Annotated in this window: 18 protein-coding genes; 7 read left to right on the top strand and 11 right to left on the bottom strand. The window is 69.8% G+C overall.

Annotated elements, in window-relative coordinates:
* The first annotated feature begins 30 nt into the window (after positions 1 to 30).
* A complete protein-coding gene (locus ABZV91_RS26095; protein ID WP_355246835.1) occupies positions 31 to 1860 on the top strand; it encodes an ABC transporter ATP-binding protein in 1830 nt (609 codons plus the stop codon).
* Entirely contained in the window at positions 1857 to 3566 is a 1710-nt protein-coding gene (locus ABZV91_RS26090; protein ID WP_355246832.1) for an ABC transporter ATP-binding protein, read from the top strand. Before ABZV91_RS26095 ends, ABZV91_RS26090 begins: the two co-directional genes overlap by 4 nt.
* Positions 3567 to 3584: 18 nt before the next feature.
* Here the strand turns inward: ABZV91_RS26090 and ABZV91_RS26085 are convergent, their stop codons facing one another.
* The 3 genes from ABZV91_RS26085 to ABZV91_RS26075 form a co-directional block, all read right to left on the bottom strand.
* Positions 3585 to 3890 carry a hypothetical protein gene (locus ABZV91_RS26085; RefSeq protein ID WP_157181992.1) on the bottom strand — a complete coding sequence of 102 codons (306 nt, stop codon included), beginning with the start codon at positions 3888 to 3890 and terminating at the stop codon, positions 3585 to 3587.
* A gap of 289 nt (positions 3891 to 4179) precedes the next feature.
* Entirely contained in the window at positions 4180 to 5655 is a 1476-nt protein-coding gene (locus ABZV91_RS26080) for a carboxylic ester hydrolase (protein WP_355246829.1), read from the bottom strand.
* Positions 5656 to 5733: 78 nt separating this feature from the next.
* The gene (locus ABZV91_RS26075) at positions 5734 to 6582 is read right to left on the bottom strand and encodes a helix-turn-helix domain-containing protein (protein WP_355246826.1); all 849 of its coding nucleotides are present in this window, start codon (positions 6580 to 6582) and stop codon (positions 5734 to 5736) included.
* A gap of 952 nt (positions 6583 to 7534) precedes the next feature.
* On the opposite strand from ABZV91_RS26075, the gene egtD reads away from it, so the two are divergent.
* The gene (gene egtD / locus ABZV91_RS26070) at positions 7535 to 8509 is read left to right on the top strand and encodes an L-histidine N(alpha)-methyltransferase (protein WP_355246823.1); all 975 of its coding nucleotides are present in this window, start codon (positions 7535 to 7537) and stop codon (positions 8507 to 8509) included.
* Between the two features lie 90 nt (positions 8510 to 8599).
* Here egtD and ABZV91_RS26065 read toward each other — a convergent pair whose 3' ends face one another.
* On the bottom strand, positions 8600 to 9772 hold the full coding sequence (locus ABZV91_RS26065; RefSeq protein ID WP_355246820.1) for an MFS transporter: 1173 nt from the start codon (positions 9770 to 9772) through the stop codon (positions 8600 to 8602).
* Between the two features lie 181 nt (positions 9773 to 9953).
* Between ABZV91_RS26065 and ABZV91_RS26060 the strand changes: the two genes are divergently transcribed.
* Positions 9954 to 10883, top strand: a complete 930-nt coding sequence (locus ABZV91_RS26060) for a LysR family transcriptional regulator (RefSeq protein ID WP_355246817.1) — start codon at positions 9954 to 9956, stop codon at positions 10881 to 10883.
* A 22-nt stretch (positions 10884 to 10905) separates the two neighbouring features.
* Here the strand turns inward: ABZV91_RS26060 and ABZV91_RS26055 are convergent, their stop codons facing one another.
* The 6 genes from ABZV91_RS26055 to ABZV91_RS26030 form a co-directional block, all read right to left on the bottom strand.
* Positions 10906 to 11769 (bottom strand): NmrA family NAD(P)-binding protein, encoded by an 864-nt coding sequence (locus ABZV91_RS26055; RefSeq protein ID WP_355246814.1) that lies wholly within the window; start codon positions 11767 to 11769, stop codon positions 10906 to 10908.
* Positions 11770 to 11820: 51 nt separating this feature from the next.
* Positions 11821 to 12792 (bottom strand): aldose 1-epimerase family protein, encoded by a 972-nt coding sequence (locus ABZV91_RS26050; RefSeq protein ID WP_355246811.1) that lies wholly within the window; start codon positions 12790 to 12792, stop codon positions 11821 to 11823.
* 106 nt (positions 12793 to 12898) lie between these two features.
* Positions 12899 to 13186 carry a DUF1330 domain-containing protein gene (locus ABZV91_RS26045; protein WP_063035550.1) on the bottom strand — a complete coding sequence of 96 codons (288 nt, stop codon included), beginning with the start codon at positions 13184 to 13186 and terminating at the stop codon, positions 12899 to 12901.
* 117 nt (positions 13187 to 13303) lie between these two features.
* Entirely contained in the window at positions 13304 to 14314 is a 1011-nt protein-coding gene (locus ABZV91_RS26040; protein WP_355246807.1) for an adenylate/guanylate cyclase domain-containing protein, read from the bottom strand.
* 107 nt (positions 14315 to 14421) lie between these two features.
* Positions 14422 to 16935: a CocE/NonD family hydrolase gene (locus ABZV91_RS26035; RefSeq protein WP_355246873.1), complete on the bottom strand. Its 2514-nt coding sequence runs from the start codon at positions 16933 to 16935 to the stop codon at positions 14422 to 14424.
* 150 nt (positions 16936 to 17085) lie between these two features.
* A complete protein-coding gene (locus ABZV91_RS26030) occupies positions 17086 to 17715 on the bottom strand; it encodes a class I SAM-dependent methyltransferase (RefSeq protein WP_355246804.1) in 630 nt (209 codons plus the stop codon).
* A gap of 90 nt (positions 17716 to 17805) precedes the next feature.
* On the opposite strand from ABZV91_RS26030, the gene ABZV91_RS26025 reads away from it, so the two are divergent.
* The gene (locus ABZV91_RS26025; RefSeq protein ID WP_355246801.1) at positions 17806 to 18387 is read left to right on the top strand and encodes a helix-turn-helix transcriptional regulator; all 582 of its coding nucleotides are present in this window, start codon (positions 17806 to 17808) and stop codon (positions 18385 to 18387) included.
* Between the two features lie 247 nt (positions 18388 to 18634).
* Positions 18635 to 19177: a C40 family peptidase gene (locus tag ABZV91_RS26020; RefSeq protein WP_355246798.1), complete on the top strand. Its 543-nt coding sequence runs from the start codon at positions 18635 to 18637 to the stop codon at positions 19175 to 19177.
* 118 nt (positions 19178 to 19295) lie between these two features.
* On the opposite strand, the gene ABZV91_RS26015 is transcribed toward ABZV91_RS26020, so the two are convergent.
* A complete protein-coding gene (locus ABZV91_RS26015) occupies positions 19296 to 20462 on the bottom strand; it encodes a thiolase family protein (RefSeq protein ID WP_355246795.1) in 1167 nt (388 codons plus the stop codon).
* Positions 20463 to 21105: 643 nt separating this feature from the next.
* Here ABZV91_RS26015 and ABZV91_RS26010 point away from each other — a divergent pair.
* Positions 21106 to 21513: ATP-binding protein (locus ABZV91_RS26010; protein ID WP_355236225.1), on the top strand; the 408-nt coding region annotated here is incomplete at its 3' end.

Raw genomic sequence — 21513 nt, 5'->3', positions numbered from 1 at the left:
GGTGGTGCCGCCGTCCGGTACGGGTCGGCGATGACGACCACCACGGCCGCAACGGTCGGCGCACCCCGGACGCCGGCCCCCGTGTCGAGTCCGGAGCCCGCCGCGGTACCGCTGCTCCGCCCGTATCCGGGACGCTTCACGACCGTGGTGGTGCTCCACATCGTCGGCGCGGTAGCCGGTCTGGCGCCGCTGCTGGCGGTCGTGGAACTGGGCCGCGCCCTGCTGGCGCCCGGCCCGGTCGATCACGATCACGTGTGGTTCGTGGTGATCGCGGGCGCGGGCGGTCTGTTCGTGCGGTTGCTCTGCTCGGCGGCTGCTGCCGGGATCGGGCATCTGCTGGACGGCCGGGTGCAGCTCGCCCTGCGCCGGCAGCTCGCACTGCGGCTGGGCCGGGTGCCGCTCGGCTGGTTCTCCCGCCGCCGCACCGGCGAACTCGCGAAGGTGGTGGGCGAGGATGTGGCCGCCGTCCATCCGTTCATCGCCCACACCCCCGGTGAACTCGTCGCCGCGTTCGTGGTGCCGCTGGTATCGCTGGTCTATCTGTTCACCGTCGATTGGCGGCTCACCCTGATCACGCTGATCCCGGTGCTACTGGCGGTGGCGGTGGTCCCGTTCATGATGACGCCGACGCGGTTGCGCGAACAGGAGGAGTTCGACGCCGCCATGGGCCGGATCTCGAACTCTGTCGTCGAATTCGTCCAGGGCATCGCGGTGGTGAAGGCGTTCGGCGGAACCCAACGCGCGCACCGTGAATTCCTCGTGGCGGCCGAGGCCTTCGTCGCGGTCTTCCGCCGCTGGGTGCGCGGGATGTCGGTGCTCGCGGCGGGTATGCAGCTGGCACTGTCCCCGCCGTTCGTGCTGGCGGTCGTCCTGGCCGGCGGTGCCGCGCTGATCACTTCCGGTGACCTGGCACCGGCGGACCTGGTGCCGTTCCTGCTGCTGGGGCTGGGACTGACCGCGCCCGTCGCGGCGCTGGGACACGGTTTCGACGATATCCAGGCCGCCCGGCGCGCGGTCACCCGGATCCGGGAGGTGCTCGCGGTGCCGGCGCTACCGCAGCCCGCGCGGCCGCGCCCACCGGCCGGGCACCGGGTGGAACTGCGTGGGGTCCGCTTCGGCTACGAGCCCGGCCGGGAAGTACTGCGCGGTATCGACCTGGTGCTCGAACCGGGCACGGTGACGGCGCTGGCCGGGCCGTCGGGCAGCGGGAAATCCACGCTGGTGCAACTGCTACCGCGCTTCTTCGACCCGACCCACGGCGCGATCACGCTGGGCGGGGTCGATCTGCGCGAGCTGGCCGCCGCGGACCTGTACGGGATGGTCTCGTTCGTCTTCCAGGACGTCCGCCTGCTGCGCGCGTCGGTCGCGGACAATATCGCGCTGGCGGTTCCGCACGCCGATCTCGACGCCGTGGTCCGTGCCGCACGGCTGGCGAACATCCACGATCGCATTCTCGAACTGCCGCACGGGTACGCGACCGTCCTCGGCGCCGAGGCCGGGCTGTCCGGTGGTGAGGCACAACGGATCGCGCTGGCCCGCGCGCTGCTCGCGGATACCCCGGTACTCGTGCTCGACGAAGCGACCGCCTTCGCCGACCCGCGCACCGAACAGGCGGTGCGCGCGGCGCTGGCGGCCCGGCCCGGCGAACGGACGACCCTGGTCATCGCCCATCGCGCGGAGACCATCGCCGACGCCGACGCCGTCGCGCTGCTGGAGAACGGGTCGATCGTGGAGTACGGCCCTCCCGCGGAGCTACTGGCAAGGAACGGCGAGTTCGCCGCGTACCAGCGATCCCGGCACATCCTGTCCGATGAGAGCGTCACCCTCGGTGACCTGCCGCAAGGAGATCTACCCCGATGATCGGAATGCTGTTACGGGTGCTGGGTCCCGGATACGCCCGGCCGGTCCGCCGCACCGTGGCCCTGATGACGGTGACCGCGTTCGCCGAGGGCCTGTCCTACGCCCTGCTGGTCCCCGTGCTCCGGGCCCTGTTCGGGAGCGCCCCCGCGGACGCGTGGCCCTGGCTGATCGCGTTCGCCGTCGCCGTCGCGTGCTACGGGGTACTCCGCTATCTCAGCGATCTCCACGGTTTCCGGGTCGGCACCGCCCTGCTGCAGGGCCTGTACCACCGGCTCGGCGACCATCTGGCCCGGCTACCGCTCGGCTGGTACAGCACGGGCCGGGTCGGGCAGGTCGCGGCACTGGCCGGGCGCGGCGTATTGGACGCGATGGGGGTGATCGCGCATCTGCTCGCGCCGTTCGTCTCCGCGTGTGTGACGCCGCTGACGATCGTGGCGGTGATGCTCGCCTTCGACTGGCGAATGGGCCTCGCCGCGCTCGCGGCCGCGCCGGTCGTGGCGGCGGTCCAGCTGCGGGCGGGACATGCCGCGGCGGCCACCGACGCGGAGCGCCACAGCCGTGACCAGGAGGCCACCGCGCGAGTGGTCGAATATCTCCGCGCCCAGCCGGTGCTACGGGCGGGCGGGCGGACCGGGGAACGCTTCGGGCTGCTCGACGACGCGCTGCGCGGGATCGAGCGCGCGAGCCGGCGTGCCACCCTGGCGGCGCTGCCCGGCGCGGTGGGCGCCTCGCTCACCGTGCAGGCGATGTTCACCGGACTTCTGGCGCTCGGCGCCTATCTGGCCCTGGGTGGCGAAATCGGTGCGGCCGAACTGTTGACGATCCTGGTGCTGGCCGCGCGCTGTGCCGAGCCCCTGCTCGCCCTCGCCGAGATCGGCGGCCGGTTGCGCAGCGCCCGTTCGGTGCTGGTGAGGCTGGATGAGCTACTGCGCACCGAACCGCTGCCGGAAGCCACCGAACCGGTCCCACCGGCCGGTCACGACCTGGAGTTCGATGCCGTCGTCTTCGGGCACGGACAGCGGACGGTGATCGACGCGCTGTCGCTGTCGGTACCGGAGGGACAGCGGCTCGCCGTAGTCGGCCCCTCGGGCGCGGGCAAGAGCACGGTACTGCAGCTCATCGCGCGGTTCTACGATGTGGACGCCGGAGCGGTGCGGATCGGAGGTGTGGACGTCCGCGACCTGGACAGCGCCGTCGCCATGGCACAGCTCGCCATCGTCTTCCAGGATGTCCACCTCTTCGACGGCACGATCGAGGACAACGTCCGGCTCGGCCGGCCCGACGCCACCAGGGCCGAGGTCCGAGCGGCTGCCGAGGCGGCCCGGCTGGACGAGGTGATCGAGCGACTGCCCGGAGGCTGGGCGGCCGCGGTAGGCGAAGGGGGCGGCCTGCTCTCCGGCGGCGAACGGCAGCGGGTGTCGATCGCCCGAGCCCTCCTGAAGGACGCCCCCATCGTCCTGCTCGACGAAGTGACCGCCGCGCTGGATCCGCAGAACGAGGCGGCCCTGCACGCGGGGATCGAGCGGCTCGTGGCCGGACGGACGGTGGTGATGGTGGCGCATCGGCTGAGCACGGTCCGGCGGGCGGATCGGATCGTGTTCCTGGACAAGGGGCGGATCGTGGAGGAGGGGACGCACGAGGAACTGCTGTGCCGGGGCGGTCGCTATGCCGACTTCTGGGCGGTCTCCGACCGGGCGGGCGGATGATCGACGGTGGCGGCCGGCCTAATCGACCGGGCGGATGGACGGACTGCAACCCTGGGTCATCGTGACATAGGCGGCGAGATCCTCGATGCACATCATCTCGGGATGGCTGTAGTAGATGAGTTCGAACCGGCGCTGCCGCCAGGACGTCGGATCCATCCGACCTTCATGACTGGTATCGCACAGCGCTTCGAGCCGGCCCAGATCGAACGGCTCCTTCCCACGGGCGTGCGCGTCCGCCCGGACGGCTGCCAAGCGCTCTGTACGTGTCAGATCCGCTCTACCCCACACCCCCGCCGCGAAACGGCGTGCTTCTTCGAGGTCCACTGACGCTCTCCTACCTGCCCGCGGGCCCGGTCCAGCCGGCAGGCTGGTTTAACCACGAGAAGTTCTGGGTACGAGTCTAGGCCGTCGACTGCGGTGTCGCATCGCCGATTCCCGGGTACGCCTCGAAAGCCCTGCGCACCTCGGAATTCTACGGTTCACCGGGTGAGCTCTCTGCGAATTCGCCGGGGCCGGAGCGGAAAACGAGGGGCGCACGGCCGAGGGTACCCAGGCCCGTATCGCCGAGGCGCGGCAGCACCCGCCCGGTCGTGATCCGGGCGGCGGCCACGGCTCATCGGCGCTCCAGGCGGACCTCACGCCACGGGGGCGTGCTGTCCAGCAGCGCCGGGCGGCCCCCGGACAGGAACCGGTCGAAGAAGGCCAGGGTGTACGCGGCGACGATCTCGTGGCCGCGAGCACCGCCGATGGGCCCCGACAGACCGACTTCCTCCGCCAGCGGAGTCCACGCGGGCGCGTCGGTGAAATTCACATGGAACATGCCCGGGATCTCCACGTGGTATCCGTGTCCCGGCGCGCTCGCGGCGAACACCTCGCGCTGGGTGTCGATCGTCTCGGTGATCTCGCGGTCGGGCCAGCCGCCACTGCGATCCCGTTCGAGCAGAATGGATTCGGCGTCGCGGGTCAGCCACAGACTCGGCTGCCGCAGTCCGTCGCGCACCACATCGGCCGTCATCGCGGCGTCCATCATGGAGCACGCGCGCAGCCGCCGGTCGGCGTGGCAGGCCTGGCCGACCGTCATCGCACCGAGGGAGACCCCGAACGCACCGGCCCTTTCCAGGTCGAGGCGGCCGGTCAGCAAGCCCTCCGGATCGGCGGCGTTCAACCCGGTCAGCTGATCGAGCGCGAACCCGATGTCCTGCGCGAGATAGGGAATGAGGCCGTCGGGCAGTTCGGCGTCACCGAGCGCGGGAGCGGGATCGGCCGGGGTGAGGCTCTGCTGGACCGCCGGATACACCCGGTCCTTCGACCGGCCGGCGATCGTGCGTCCACCGGGAAACACGGTGGCGGCGGAGGTGTAGGGCTGGTCGAGGCCCACCACCACGAATCCGTGCGAGACCAGTCGCTCGACCTGGAACATATTGGACTGCCGGAATGCGTTGAGGCCGGAGACGAAGACCAGAACCGGGTAGCTCGGGCGCGCCGCCGCCACCGGGGGACGCCGGGTGGCGTGGGTGGGGACCTCGTCCCAGAAGTCGAATACGAATCCCGGGGCGCCGAGCAGCGGGCCCGCGGCGGCCGAGAGTTCCCGGGCATCCGCCACATAGGGGGCGGTGGGTGCGGCGGTTCCGGGCTCGGCCGGATACCAGACCTGTGCCATCAACTCGCGGCGGGCGGCGGGGTCGGGGTCGAAGATCTCCCGGCGAGCCTCGTCGCGCCAGTGGTAGGTCACGGTGCCGATCGCGTAGGGGCCGCCGGGTTCCGGCAATTCGAACACCGGAACCGCGACCGGTGCCGCCACCGAGACGGCGAAAAGGGCTATGCCGCACGGTGTCCCGAGAACGCGTGACCATCGGAACGGACCGCCCGCGCGGATGGTGCCCCACGCCCACACCACCGCCAGGGTCGCCGCGAGGGCGTAGGCCGGAACCATCGGCCAGCGATAGCCGTCGCCGACCGACTGAGCGAAGGCCGCGAGCGGCGCGAGTACGGCGATATGCCGCAGGCGGCGCAGCCCGCCGCGCCACGGCACCGCCAGCGCGATCAGACCCGCGGCATCCGCCGCCCACAGCAGGATTTCGGGCGCCATCGACTTTTCCTTCCGGCGATTCGCGCCGGAAGATCCGCCCGGCGTGGACCCACTGTCGAACGGCCGGCTCGGAGCGATCTAGGAAGAATGTTCCCAGGCCTGATGACGGCGCTTCGAGAACGGATTCAGCACCTTGCGCGTCAGCGTCGCGGGGGTGACACCGACGAAACTCGACATATCCCGGCCCAGATGGGATTGATCGGTATAGCCACAGGACGCGGCGATATCGGCGGCGGACCCGCCCGCCACCAGACCGTCGACCGCGTGCCGGAACCGGACCAGCATCGCGGCTCGTTTGGGTGTCAGCCCGACCTGGGCATGGAATCTCGCCCACAACCTTTTCCGGCTCCACCCGCAGGCTTCGGCGAGCTCACCGACTCTGATCTGCCCGCGACTGGTGACGATGCGCTGCCAGCTGACCGCCACCTCGGGATCCATCGCCCGAGTCGGGTCGTCGCGGCCGGCCAAGAACGCTTCCGTGAGCGCGAACCGCTGTTCCCAGGTCACGGCAGCGGCCAGCCGTTCCTGCAGCAGCCCCGCCCGGGAGCCCCACAGTTCGGTCAGATCGACAACCGTGCCCTCCAGTTCGGCGGGCGCCACCCCCAGCAGCGAATACGCCTGTATCGGCGACAGCCGCGCCTCGACGCACGCGGGCCGCGCACCGTTGATCCGCATGGCCCCGCTGGCGCAGCCCGCGACGAAGGCGGTGAGTTCCCGCCGGCCACCCGCACTTTCGACGGTCAACCCGTCACCCCCGAATTCGACCAGTACGGTGACCGCCGGGATATCGGCCACCCGCAGGTCCAGACCGGACGCGCTGTGGTCTCGGAAACCGATCATCGCGGCACGGCGCCCCGGCACGACACGCGACGGTGGCCCGATCTCCCACTCGACGCCCGTATCGCTGTCGAATGAACTCACCTGCACACGACCAGGCTAATCGGAGATTCCGCAGGTGGACAGCCGCCCGGCTCGTCAGCCGCGGCGACCCGGGCGCCCGGCAGCGGCACCGCGATCTCCGTTCGGCCCGAACGGCTCGGTGCGCACCGTGGCGCCGCCTGTAGCCGCGGTGGGTGCGACGAACCCGGCGGGCCGCCGGCGCCTGCCCACTCCGGACGCCGGGCCACGTGGTGGACCGGCAGGTCGGCCCAGGTGAGCCGACCTGCCGGTCGCGGGCAGTCGGCGGATACGCGCCGGGTGTACCCGAAGTCCACCCGGGCCTCCGAGCCGCCGATGAGGTCCAGTTCGTCGTGGTGACACCGCCGACCCGGATCGCGATCCCGCGCCCGCCGGAAGATCGGCCACGGGATTCGGCGATCTCTCGCCACCCGGCGCCCGGAACACGGCCGGCGCGACGAATGCGCTGTTCCCGGTAGTGACCCTGTTCGGCGTGAGGCCCGTCGGGCGCGGCGCATGTCGGCCCCGCGGCCCCGGCGCATCGCGGCGACGGGCGGCGAACCCCGGCGAGAAAAGCGGCATCCCTTTCTCCTGTCCAGGAGCGGTGCGTGCAGTCCGCGGCGCGGTATCCGATCATTGGCCGACCATTAGCCAATATCACCTCATCGGTTCCGCCTGTCAAGCCACGGCGGGGTTGCGGAACGGCCACAGCCCGCGAAAGAACCGGACTTACCGGGGACGATGACGAAGTGAGCCCAATTCTTCACGACTCACGACAATGGTCCGGCGAGTTTGCCGAAAGGATGCCAGCCGACTCTTCCGCACCGATTCCGAAGTGAATTGCCGGACATTTCACCCCGCGATACCGGCGCATTCCGCCGAGCCGTACGCATATGCGGATATTCCGCCGGAAATGGCGGATGTCCCGGCGCCGCCGGTGCCCTAGCTTTCACGGCGACGGCCGCGGACAGAGAGGGATCCCATGGCTATCGCACCGACCTTCGATATTCAGCTCACGGAAGCCGATCTGCGCGAGCAGTTGCGCACCGATGTGCTCTGGGGTCTGTCCGGCCCCCGGAAATGGCTGCCGCCGAAATGGTTCTACGACGCCCGCGGAAACGCACTGTTCGACCTGGTCCCCGGGCTGCCGGAGTACTACTTCGACCGCACCGAACGCGACCTTTTGCATACCGCGGCCGAGGAGATCGCCCGTCGCGCCTCGGGCGCGACCGAACTGGTGGAACTGGGTTCGGGTTCCGCCGAGAAGACCCGGCTGTTGCTGCACGCGCTCACCGCCCACGGCTCGCTGTGCTCCTACGTACCGCAGGATGTGTCCGAAACCGCGTTACGGGCCGCGGCCGATTGGACCAGCGGCGCATTCCCGCACCTGTCCGTGCACGGCATCGTCAGCGATTTCACCACCATGCTCGCCGCACTTCCGCACGGCGGCCGCCGGTTGATCGCGCTGCTCGGCGGCACCCTGGGGAATCTGCCGCCGTTCGAACGCACCGCGTTCCTGGGCGAATTGCACCAGGTGCTCACCCCGGGTGAACAGTTGCTCGTGGGGGTCGGCCTGGTCACCGATCCCGCCGTGATGATCTCCGCCTACGACGACGCCGCCGGGGTGACCGCGGAATTCAACCGCAATATGCTGTACGTCCTGAACGACCGGCTCGGCGCCGATTTCGATCCGTTCGCATTCACCCATCTCGCGGTATGGGACCCGGACCTGGAATGGATCGAAATGCGGCTGGCGGCCACCGAAGCGATGCGGGTGACCATCCCCGAGCTGGGTCTCGTGGTCGATTTCGCCGCGGGAGAGCAGCTGCGGACCGAGATCTCGGCGCAATTCCGGCTGTCCGGGTTCCGCGCCGAACTGGCCACCGCCGGCTTCCGCATGCGCCACGCCTGGACCGATCCCGCCGAACGATTCGCGCTGGTGCTCGCCGACAGGTGAACCGACGGACGCCGACGGACGCCGGCGGGCGCGGTGGTGGCGGGCGGGCCCGACGAGGCCGGGTGCTCGTGTCGGTTCGAACAGACCGCCTCACCCGCCGACGGCGACCTCGCCAGGCGCGACGGCCACCCCGCGCTCTCGATACCAGATCAGCCCGCTCAGCACCGCCCCGGCGACCGTGACCGCCGCGGCGACCGGATAGATGGTCCCCGGCCCGGCGGCGTCCATGGTGCGACCACCGAGCCAACCCGCCGCGGCCGCGGCGAGCTGGTAGGCCGAGGCGTTCACCGCGATCGCGAGGGTGGGTGCGAGGGTGGCGGTCTGGAGGATGCGCGCCTGCATACCGGGGACCACGGCGAAAGCGACGGCCCCCAGTACGAACACCAGGACCGCGACGGCGCCGGTGAGTCCGCCGGCCACCCAGGTGAGCAGCAGTGCCAGCGCCGACAACACGAGCATGCCGGGCTGCGAGGACAACAGCGCTCGATCGGCGATCCGGCCGCCGAGCAGATTTCCGGCGATGGCGCCGACTCCGTAGACCAGTAGCAGCACGGGTACGGCGCCCGCCGCGAACCCGGCGATATCGGTGAGCAGCGGAGCGAAGTAGGTGAACACCATGAGCGCGCCCGTGTTGCCCACCGCGGTGACGGCGACAGCGAGTTGCACTCTGCGATCGGTGAACACCCGCAACTCGGTCGTGACCGGGTACCGCGAGCCGGGCACATCGGCGACCCAGCGCGCCACCAGCAGCAGGCCGGCGAAGCAGACGGCGGCAATCGCGGCGAAGGTCGCCCGCCAGCCGTAGGCGGTGCCGACGACGGTGCCCAGCGGTGCGCCCAGCACCATTGCCAGGTTCATGCCGAGGACCAGTTTCGCGACGGTCGAACCCTGCCGCTCCGGTGGCTGTGCCGAGGTTGCGGCCACGATGGCGGTGGCGAAGAAGGTGGCGGTGACGAAGGCGGTGACCACCCGCGCGGCGAAGAGCAGACCGTACAGTGGGGCCAGTGCCGACGCCAGGTTTCCCGCGACGGCCACCACGAGCAGTGCCAGCAACAGCGGTTTTCTCCGGAACCGCGCGGTGAGCGCGGTGAGCAGCGGGCCGCCGACGATCATGCCGACGGCGTAGGCGGTGACGAGCAACCCGGCAGCGGGTACGGACACCGCCAGATCGTCGGCGATATCGGGCAGGATTCCGGCGACCACGAATTCACCGGTGGTGATTCCGAAGACGCAGAGTACGAGGGAAAACAGATTCGGCTGCACAGAACCATCGATCCGTTCTTGCGCTTCCGCACACGCGGAAACGACTGCGGTGGACAGGGAATTGCTCAGCTGAACACCGCGCCGATCGATACCGGCGCGGTGTGGATCCGCTTCCCAGCTTGCCCGGCGCAGCGGCGCGGCGGCAACGACCCGGCAATTCGCATCCGCGTAGATTGATAATATGCCCGTTATCGATTCGTCGGATACACCGGTGACCAACGGGGACGATCCCACCCCGCACCAACTCCGGTTGCTGCTGACACTGGCCGAGGAACTGCATTTCGGCCGGGCCGCGCGCCGCCTCTATCTCACCCAGCCGGCGCTGAGCCAGCAGATCCGCGCCCTGGAGGACCGGTTACGCGTGCCGCTGTTCCAGCGCACGAGCAGGCGTGTCGAACTCACCGAAGCCGGACGGGAACTGCTCCCCTACGCCCGCCGTGTGGTCACCGCCGCCGACGAACTGCGCCGCGCGGCATATCATCTGACCAGCGGCGACGACTCACTACGGATCGGGGTGTGTGAGAGCTTCGGCTCGATGCCGGAGATCCGGGCCGTGCTGGACGCATTCGCGAACCCATCACCGCGGGTGCGGGTACTCGAGACCTTCACCGCACAGCTGACCGCCCTCGAACGCGGCGAGATCGATGCCGCCTTCGTCCACCTGCCGGTTCCCGCGGGTCTGCACGCCCGGCCGCTCCTGGTGGAGCCCCGCCTGGCCTGCCTGCGGGCCACCGACCCGCTCGCCGCCCGCGCCACCCTCCACCTCGCGGACCTCGCGGAGTACCCGGTCGCGGAGATGTCACCGTCCACCTTCCCCGAGGGCCGCGCGTTCTGGACCGCGGACCCCCGGCCGGACGGCGCCCGCGTCCGGATCGCCGGCAGTCGCGGCAGCACTTTCGAATCGCTGCTGAACACGGTCGCGCTCACCCGGGCGGTCGCCTTCGTCCCCGCGGCGGCGGCCCGGCTGTATCCGCGGCCCGACCTCGCGTATGTCCCGGTCACCGACCTGCCGCCGTGCACCTTCGCCCTGGTCTTGAACGAAACGACGGCGCGTCCACCGCGCGCGCGGCGACTACGCGCGGCGATGGCCGCGATAGCCCCACGCGGCTGATATGTCCTGGTGACCGGACAGGTCAGCGGAACAGTGCGAGGTGGTCGGCGACCCACCGGGCATAGGTGCCGGCCCGGCGTCCGGTGAACCGCTGCACCGCGGCCGACGGCGCGACCGGCTCCAGCCGGGCGTACTCGAACGACCGCAGCAGCCCGTCGACCGCCCGGGCCGGGAGACCGGCGCCCACCAGACGGCCCCGCACCACGTCCGGGGGTAGGTCCTCGAACGCGATATCGGCGCCCAGGATTTCGGCGATCGTCGCGACCAACTCCCGGGGCGTGAGCAGCGCGGGGCCGGTCAGGAGGTGCGTTCCGGCGACCGCGGCGGGCTCCGTCAGGAGGGCGGCGGTGATCACCGACGCCACATCGCGGTCGTCGATGGGCGCCACGGCCACATCGGCGTACGGCGCCGACGCGGTGCGGGACTGCTGGATTGCCGCCGACCACCAGTGCGCGGTATTCGACATGAACAGCACGGACCGCAGAATCGTCACCGCGCCGTCGAACTGTGCGAGCCGTTCCTCCACCGGCCGGTATCCGGCCCCGATCGGGCTCTCCGGATCCGCGGCGGACGCGGACGACAGCAGTACCAGATGGCCGACCCCGTGCGTCCGGGCCGCGGCGACCAGTTCCGTGAGCCGGGCTTCGGGGTCGGCCGTGGGATCACCGGCACCCAGCGCGGTGACATTGATCAGGGCGGCCCGCGCGCCGTCCAGCAGATCCACGAAAGGCGCCTGCGCCGAGACGAATCGGATGCCCGCGGTGGCGGGCGCGGCGTCCGCTTGCCGAGTGACCGCGCGGACCTCGGCTCCGCGGTCCCTCAGCCCCGCGACGACCTGCCGCCCGATCGGGCCGGTAGCACCCGTGACCACGATCGCCGACGCCATCACCTCCCCCGGCCGACAACCGTACGGCGGACGCCCGCGTCGATACGAAGATCACGAGCTGCCATGCGCCTCAGCGTAGCCGGAAGCCCGGTCCCGATCTCTGTGGCCGGGCGTGTACCGGATACGCCACCCACCCTCCCAGCGCTCACCGGGTTCGAGATGACGCAATCCGTCACCCGAGTTCAACGCGTTCGGCGGGGCGGTCATCGGTTCCAGCGCGACCGCGAGACCCCGCCCCCGCGGACGCGGGAATTCCCGCGGGGTGAAAACCTGCAGATATTCCCATCCGGCATCCTGGACGAGTTCGACCGTGGCGCCGTCGGGCGCGGTGAGCCGGGCGGCCGCCGCGGGCGTCACCCCGCCGAAAGGAGTGTCCAGGTCCAACTCCGACAGCGGCACCCCGGCCCGCAGGTCGTAGCGGGTGCCCTCGACCGGGTGTTCGGCCACCGGATTCATGCGGGCGTCGACCTCGAAATAGGTCGTGGCGGAGACCGATAACACCAGGTCGTCGACGGGCGCCTCCCCTATCCGGAGGTACGGGTGCGCGCCCACGGCGTACGGTGCCGGCCGGTCGCCGTGGTTCACCACGCCGTGGGTCACGGCGAGCCCGTCGGAGCGCAGTTCGTAGCGCACCCAGCTGTCGAGCAGGAACGGCCAGCCGTGCTGGGGCGGTATCAGCGCGCCCAGGGTCACGGCGGCGGCGGACAGTTCGCGCACCTCGTAATCGGTGTTGCGCAGCAACCCGTGGATCGCGTTCGAACGCGCCGGCTCGGTGATATCGAGCTGCTGGGGTAATCCGTCGAGAGTCCAGATCCCGTCGCGGACCCGGTTCGGCCAGGGTGCCAGAACGATTCCGGCGCCCAGCGGCGGCGGAATCGCGGCCGGAACCGGTTCGGTGATCGCGATACCGCCCACGGTCAGCCCGCGCAGGACGGCGGCCACAGTGCCGATCTCGGCACGCACGCCGGAGAACTCCAGAACGATAGAGCGGCCGGTCGGTGTGATGCGCTCGGGGATGGTCACTTCGCCAGCCTAGATACCCGGCCCGGCCACGGCGGCGAGGCGCGGCCCGCGCCCGGCCACGGCGGCGGAAGCCCCCACGGCCGGCCCGGAGCCGGCCGCGCGGCGGTTACAGCCCGTTGACGATCACCGCGTTGCAGTCCGCGGCGGCCTGGCGCAGCGGGATCGCCGCCTGGTACTCCTCGGACTCGTACCAGGCGCGGGCCGCTTCGGGAGATTCGAATTCCAGCACCACGGTCTGCGTGGCGGGCCATTCCCCTTCGAGGACTTCGAACTTGGTGTCGATCGCCAGGACCTTCACCCCGGCGGCCATCGCCTTACCGGCTGCCTTACCGTATTCGGCCATCCCCGCCGGGTCCTTGATCAGCTCGGTCACGATGACGTAGCCCTTGGCCATGCTGGTCTCCTTTTCACGCGTGAGCCGCGATCGGCTCCTCGGACGACCCTACCCATAGCGACATTTACGTTGTCGAAAATCTCATATGTTGAAACCGAGAATGCCGCTGGGAACCCGTCAGGATGTGGCCCGGCCGTTGCGCCGGAGCAGGTGCGGGCGCAACCGGTTGAACCCGCGCACGCGCACACTGCGCAGGTGTTTGATGCTGAACTCGGGTTCGTCGTCCAGTTCCGCGGCGGCGCCGTCGTCCACCAGGATCGTGCCCGGCCGGGCGACACCGGTGAGCCGGGCGGCGATGTTCACCACCGAGCCGTACAGGTCACCGAACCGCTGCAGCACCGGCCCGTAGGCCACAGCGATCCGCAACTCCGGCGTGGTGCCCACCGTCATGGTGGATTCCTGGAGGGCCACCGCGATCCGGGCCGCGGCCAGCGGCGATTCGGCCGCGAACATCACTTCGTCGCCGACATTCTTGATGACCCAGCCGCCGTTCTCGGCGATGGCGTCGTTGGTGGTGGATTCGAACGCCTCCAGCAGCGTGGACAGTTCGTCGGGATGCAGATGCCGGGTCAGCCGGGTGTAGCCGACCATATCCGCGAACCCGACGGCCAGTACCCGGGTCGAGTCGGCGGGCGGGCCGGTCTCCTCCAGGTTCCGCGAGAGCGCCGCGTCCAGGTGGCGCCGCCAGGCGTAGGAGAGCAGGCCCTCCAGCAGTTCCACCGTTTCCGCGGTGGCGGTGCGGGTGATCTGCTCCCGGTCCCCGTCCGGTCCGGCCGCGGCGACACGTCGATCGATCTCGGCCAATACCAGGTCGACCTGCCATTCCGCCAGCCGCGCCATGGTCTGCCCGATGGTGCGGGCCGTCGCCGCCTGCTGCCGGGTGTCGGCACCCGCCAGGGTGCCCACCTCCCGGAACCGCTGGATGGCCGCGATATCGGCGTCGGTGTAATCGCGGGCGCTGTCGTCCTCGCTGGCCGGGAATCCGAGCGAGACCCACAGCCGCCGGGCCAGCTCCGGTGTCACCTCGGCTCTTTCGGCCACCTCGTTGCGGTTGTAGCGCCGGCGGCCGGCGAGCAGGCTCGCCTCGGCCGCCGACCGCACCAGTTCGGCCCTCTCCTGCGACACCATGGGCGAAACCTTACGACGCCACGGCGGCCCGCCGGGCGGTCCGGGTGAATCGCCCGGTGATCTGCGTCATGTCCGGCTCGCCGCCCGCATGGCGGCGCGGGCCGGAGTCACGGCCGGGCGGGGACGGGATCCGGCACCCACGGGCCGGAATCCGGGAGCGGCGCCACCGGTCGCGTGGTGCGCGGAACCGCGGCGGGAGCGGCCCGAGGAGCGGCCTCCGCGGGACGCGCGGTGGGATCGGGCGCGGGTACGGGCACCTCGGCGGAAGGGGTTACGGGAGCCGGCGGCGCGGCCGGGGCCGGGGCGGGCGGGGCCGCCCGGGGCGCGGGGATATCGGCCTGCCGCGGGGTCGGCACCGCGGACTGTGTGGTCGGCTCGCCGGGCCGCGGCGCGGCCTGGGCGGGCTGCGGGGCGCGCTGGGCGGTCGGCGCGGTGGGCGGCGTCGTCGGGGCCACGGGCGGGGTGGGCGCCTGGGCGGGTTGCGGCGCCGGTACCGAATGCGATGTCGGGGCCGGCACCGAGCGCGGCGCGGCCTGGGCGGGCTCGACGGGCGAGACGAACAGCGGCCGGTCGGTGGGCAGATTGACGAAACTCGGCGCGGCCGGATCCAGCGCCAGATGCTGCGGTGCCAGCTCGCTGTCGTTGAGCATGGGCCGGAAGGCCAGCGCCTTCGGCGAGTTGCCCGCGAACACGTCGAGTCGCAACCGGTGCCCGGGCACCAGTACCGCCTGGATCGGGATGACCGCGATATCCAGCGTCACCGGCTCGCCCGGTACCACCTTCTGCACGCTGTCGAGAGTGAGCGGATTGTGTGGCGCGGTGAGATCACCGTTGGGCGAACGCGTACTGCGCGCTTCGTCGATCGCCCGGAGCGACGCGGTGAGCTGCCCGGTGCTCAGCACGGTCGAGGTCCCGTCGGGCGCCACATCGTTGACCGTCACGTTCCAGTAGCCGTCCGCGGCGTCGTGCACGGTGTTGAGATGCACATTGATCGGGCCGGACAGAATCGTGCGTTCGGCGATCGGCTCGCTGGTGAAGGTGAGCGCGTTGCGTTCGGCGATCCGGGAGTCCTTGGCGCACATGTCCAGTGCCGCGCCGATCCCCGCCGACCCCTGCGCCATGTCACGCGAGCAGAAATTGGTCAGGCCCGGGGAGACGGTGAGCCGGTCGGGCGGACCCGGCGCGGCGGTGAGCGAGCCGTCGTGCACGGAATCGGCGGTCGTCCCGCTGGCGGCCCCCGACAGGTACACCCGCCGGTGCGTCATACCCGGCTGCGGGAACCGGTCGAGCACCACCCAGTCTCCGCCCTGCTCCCAGACGATCACCGGACCGTAGTCGGTGATGCCGTTGTCGATGTCCTTGAGCCAGTGGTCGAACCACGCGCGCTGCAGCACATCCAGGCGCGGCGGAGCCCCGGGACGTCCGGTCCCGGCCCCGGGGTTGGCGTGGTAGGTATCGCCGACGATGAGCTGTTTGCGGCCCGGCGACAACGGGATGTCGTTGTAGAGCGTGGTCGCGCTGTTGGCGAAGATGTCGTGCCAGCCGCCGTAGACGAAGGTCGGCACGGTGATCTTCTCCGGATGGCCCATGATGCCCTGACGGAAGGCGCTGTTCTCGTCCAGCGCGTCCGCCAGGGCCGGCGGCATATCCCGCAGCGAGGGGGTGAGCAGCGCCTGGGCGAGCAGATCGTAGTTGGTCGCGGGGTCGGCCATGCGGTCGCTGAGCCACTGCCAGTCGAAGGTGCCGTTGAGCATGGCTTTCACATCAGGCATGAGTTTGGCCTGGTTCACCTGGTTGAGCCACAGCGGCAGGAAGGTCACGCCCACACCGCCGCCCGGCGCCACTACATCGCGCATGAGATCACTGCCCGGTTCCACCGGGAAGATCGCCTTCAGCGGTGCCGGGGCGTTCTCCGCGGCACGCAACTGGTTGATCCCGGCATAGGATCCCCCGCTCATGGCGACCCGCCCGTCGGACCACGGCTGCCGCGCCGACCATTCGATCACCTCGCGGGTGTCGAGCTGTTCACGCTCACCGAGGGTGTCCCACAGTCCCTGTGACTGCCCGGTACCGCGCACATCCACGGAGACGACCGTGTAACCGGCTCGGACGAGCTGGCTGTCGAGCCCGAGCACGGTCGCCACGGTGCCGCCGTCCAGCGCGTGCAGCAGATCCTCGAACCCGCTGATCGGGGTGCCGGATAGATTGATCCGGCGGACCAGGTCCATGGTCCACCGCCGCACTTCGGGATCGCCCATCGCCGAATCGATCATGCTCGACATCATTTTCGAGTACGGCGTCATGGTGACGATCGTCGGCAGCGGCCGGGTCTCGACCGCCCCGCCGGCCGCCGCGGGGCGGTACACATCGGCTTTCAGCACCACGCCGTCGCTCATGGTGATCAGTACGTCTTTGTCGATCTGCGTTTCGGGATACGGCTGCGGGCCGTCGTGCAGATCGGTCCACTGCTGGGCGAGTTCGGCGGGCGATACCGCCGGGGAGGTTTCCCGGTGCACCGGGTGGCGCGCGGATTGCGCTGCCACCACCAGGATCACGGTCACGATGACGACAACGGCGGCGGCCACGGCGGCCGCGAGCCCGTGAACCCGGTACAGCCGCATGAACAAACCCTCCACCTCGTGGTTCCGGTTTCCGCGCACAGGTGGAGCCGACAATAGCAATCAGCTCTTATAGAACCGGGCTACGACGCGCGGGCTCGGCCGATCGCCGAAATCCGAGGTGGGCGGGCGACCGAACCCGCGACGTGAGCGTCAGCTCGCGCGTCGCGCCCGCAGGACGAGGTCCTTGACCTGATGTCCGGCGGCGGGCCGGTGACGGTCGCGACGCTCGTCGACCTCCACAGTCCAGCCGTCGCCGAGGAGTTCGACGATCTCGGACGGCTGATAGAACTCGTAGGGGTCGAACCGGGGCGACGGTCCGTCGCCCTCGTGCGCATGGTCACCCCCGTGCGAATGTTCCTCGCGCGAGGGGAACTCGGTGGGATCGTGCGCGACGAAGAGCAGGGTTCCGCCGGGGGCCACGGCGTCGAGCAGTCCACGCACGGTGGCGTGATCGGTTTCGTGCACGATCGGGAAATAGTGCGCCGACACCAGATCGAAGGAGCGGGCCGGCAGCGGCGTGACGGTGATGTCGGCGCGCTGCCAGGCGATCTCCGGATGGCCGGCCGCCGCACGGTCCAGCGCGACCTGCGAGATATCCACCGCGGTGACCTGCCAGCCGCGCTCGGCCAGCCAGTAGGCGTCCGCCCCCTCGCCGCAGCCGAGATCGAGGGCCTGGCCGGGTGCCATACCGGTTACTTCCGCGACGAGGGCATCATTGGGCAATCCGCTGAAGCGCTGTTCGCTCTCGCCGTACATATCATCCCAGAACTGCTGGTCCATCCGGTGCTCCCGATCTCGTGAGGTGTGCTTCCCAGCATCCGGGCAAACAGCTGGCTTGACAAATTTATTTGCCAGTTCTGCAATAGAGACATGGAGCGTGAGTTCGGCGAGGTCATCGAGGCGATCGGCCCGCGGTTGCGCGAGCTGCGCCGCCGCAACAGCACGACGCTGGCGGCGCTGTCCGAGGTGACCGGTATCCCGGTGAGCACCCTGTCGCGCCTGGAATCCGGGCAGCGAAAACCCAGCCTCGAACTACTGCTCCCGCTGGCCAAGGCGCACCAGGTACCGCTGGACGAACTCGTCGGCGCGCCGGAGACCGGAGACCCGCGGGTCCACACCCGTCCGGTGACCCGGCACGGTCAGACCTTCATCCCGCTGACCCGCAGACCGGGGGGCCTGCAGGCCTACAAGCAGATCCTGTCCGGCCGCGCCGCCGCCGAACCCGAGATGCACACCCACGAGGGTTACCACTGGCTCTATGTGCTCAACGGGAAACTCCGGCTCATACTCGGCGACCGCGACATGATTCTGACCCCGGGTGAAGTGGCCGAATTCGATACCCATCTGCCGCACTGGTTCGGCAACGCCGACGAGCATCCGGTGGAGTACCTGAGCATCTACGGACCGCAGGGCGAGCGGTTCCACATCAAGGCCAGATATCGCCCGGGATGAATTCGGACACCGGCGCTACGCTGCGGGAATGCAGATAGTTATTTTTTCGTGATCCGCATTGCCCGTGTCGTTTACCGCGTGGCGCGCGATCACGCGAAATATGACTCCCCGGGTTTGCAGGACCGACATATAGCTGTGGTGTATTTCCAACGCTGTTCGAGTAGTCGGTGATGATCCCTCGCGCACTCGGCGGTGCTGACCGTTGCGCCCCCACCGGCTCTCGACCTGAGCACGGAGGACCGCAATTATGGATTCTGTACCGATACGTCAGCGCTGCGCCGCACTGGCCCTTTTCGCCGCCGCGGCCGGCGCCATTCTCGGAACAACAGCACCCGCCCAGGCCCAGCCGGTCACCCTGCCCGGCTTCGGCACCTTCGAAATTCCCGATCAGATCCCTCTGCCGGCCGGAATTCCCGGCATCGGCGCGCCCGCCCCACAGATAGCGCCCGCACCGCCCGTCGGAGATATCGCGGTGGCGGCGGCGCGCAGCAAGCTCGGGGCACCGTACGTCTCCGGCGGTACCGGGCCGAACGTCTTCGACTGTTCGGGGCTGGTGCAGTGGGCATACCAGCAGGCCGGCGTACAGGTACCGCGCACCAGCTGGTCCCAGCTCTCCGCCGGTACACCGGTACCGCTCGACCAGCTACGGGTCGGCGACGTGATCTCCTACAGCGGCGGTGGCCATTCGGCGCTGTACGCCGGAGACGGTCAGGTGATCCACGCCGCGACCACCACGGTCGAGATCTCGCCGATGTCGTATTCGCCCGTGGTCGGAGCGCGCCGCTTCTGACCCGGGCCGCGTCGTGGTCCCAATCGTCGGCGGCAGACCCGGACCACAGCTTCGGCCCACGGCGCAGCCACGGCTCACGGTCCTCGGGAGGGGTAGTCCCGAGGGCCGTGATCCGAGATCAGAGACGTTCGACGATGGTGGCGTTCGCCAGACCGCCCGCCTCGCACATGGTCTGCAACGCGTACCGGCCACCGGTCTGCTCGAGATGGTTGACCATGGTGGCCAGGATCCGCACCCCCGAGGCGCCCAGCGGGTGCCCCAGCGCGATGGCCCCACCGCGCGGGTTCAGCTTCTCCGGGTCGGCGTTCAGCTCGTGCTGCCAGACCAGTGGGACGGGCGCGAACGCCTCGTTGACCTCGTAGGCGTCGATATCGTCGATCGTCAGCCCGGCCCGCTCCAGCACCTTCTTCGAGGCCGGCACCGGGGCGGTCAGCATGAGCAGCGGATCGTCACCCACCACGGCGAAGGAATGGAAGCGTGCCCGCGGCCGCAGACCGAGCTTCGTGGCCGCCTGCTCGCTCATGATGAGCGCCGCCGATGCCCCGTCGGTGAGCGGCGAGGAGTTACCCGGGGTGATGGACCAGTTGATCTCCGGGAACCGCTGTGTGTACTGCTCGTCGGCGAACGCCGGCTTCAGGCCCGCGAGCTTCTCGGGGGTGGACCCGGCCCGGATGGTCTCGTCCGCGGTCAGCTCGCCGGCCGCCACCAGCTCCCGATCGAACCCGCCGGCCGCGGCGGTCTCGGCCGCCAGCCGATGCGACCGGGCCGCGAATTCGTCGAGGGTGGCCCGGTCGAACTTCCAGCGCGCCGCCAGGATCTCGGCGGCGACACCCTGCTGCACCAGGCCCTCCGGGTACCGGTGGGCGATGGGACCGCGATTGGCGTCCTGCCCCTGCGCGTTGGAGAACATGGGCACCCGGCTCATCGACTCCACGCCACAGGCGATGGCGATGTCGTAGGCGCCGGCGATCACGCCCTGCGCGGCGAAATGCGCGGCCTGCTGACTGGATCCGCACTGCCGGTCCACCGTGGTGGCCGGTACCGATTCGGGGAACCCGGCGGCCAGCACAGCGGTCCGGGAGATATTGAAGGCCTGCTCCCCGCTCTGGGTCACGCAGCCGCCGATCACATCGTCGACCAGCGCCGGATCCAGATCATTGCGCCGCAACAGCTCGGTGAGCACTCCGGCCAGCAGCGTCGCCGGGTGCACCCCGGACAAGCCGCCACCGGCCTTACCCTTCCCGGACGGCGTGCGAACCACATCGACGATGACGGCGGACTGCATAGTCCCTCCCGAGGTGCTCGTTTCCGGCGGGTCAAGTTAATGACCGTTCGCTTTAAGTTAACACGGATTCACGGTCGGCGGCCAGACACCGACCCGGCCACCCGGCCGGGCAAGCCCAATCGGTCGCGCCACGGTCTTCCCCCGCCGAATCCATCCATCAGCCAAGGAGCAGCAGACCGAACCTGCGGAATTCGACCAGTGTCCGAACGCGGTGTTTCAGGCCCCGGCCTCGCATACGACGCTGCCACCACACGACCCGATGTCCAGGGAGCCGACAATCACGTCCACGGGCGGTGACACGCCCGTGCAGGCCCGGCTCCACCCAGCTCGCCTGAATTAGCGCATACTTTGCTGAGGCCCTAACGAAGCACCTTTTCCTGGAGCGCCGAACGGCCGATGCCGTATGTGCGGAACTCACCGGTCTGACGGCCGACATCGACCGATGGTCCGGACCAGCCGTTCGCACGACTGGCGACTGTCGTTCGTGATGACCGGGAACTTGGGTGTCGTGGGTCAGCGCGGAAATCCGGGGAAGTCCGGTTTCGATGGTCGCCGCGACCCGGCCGATAATGAACGACGGTCGGTTCTTGCGGCAGGGTCCGGGGTGCTGCGTGGTTGCCGGGTGGAGGTTAGGCTCGTGGGTATGTATCGGGTACGGGCCGGTACACGGCCGGCGGCTTCGGACATGTTCATCGGCCGTGAGTTGGAAATCAAGAAGATCACCACCTTGCTGTTGGGTTCGGCACGGTTGGTCACCTTGACCGGTCCGGGTGGGATCGGAAAGACGCGATTGGCAGCCGAAATCGCCCGGCGGTGCGATGAAGACGCTCACACCTCGGTGTATTGGGTGCGGTTGGCGCGACTGCCCGTAGGCGCGGATGCAGGGGCGGTGGAAATGGAGGTCGCGCGGTCGGTTCTGGATGCCGATCCCGCGGTGCGGCCGACGTGGGATGAATTGGTCGATAAATTGACCTGCGCCGATGAGGCGGGGCAGACGCCGCGGACCCTGGTGGTGCTGGATAATTGTGAGCACGTACTGGCTTCGGCGGCC

It is taken from the genome of Nocardia sp. NPDC004568 (genome assembly GCF_040609955.1).
Classification (GTDB): Bacteria; Actinomycetota; Actinomycetes; order Mycobacteriales; family Mycobacteriaceae; genus Nocardia.
The sequence above is the reverse complement of the archived record's forward strand: the minus strand, read 5'-3'. Positions and strand labels throughout refer to the sequence as shown.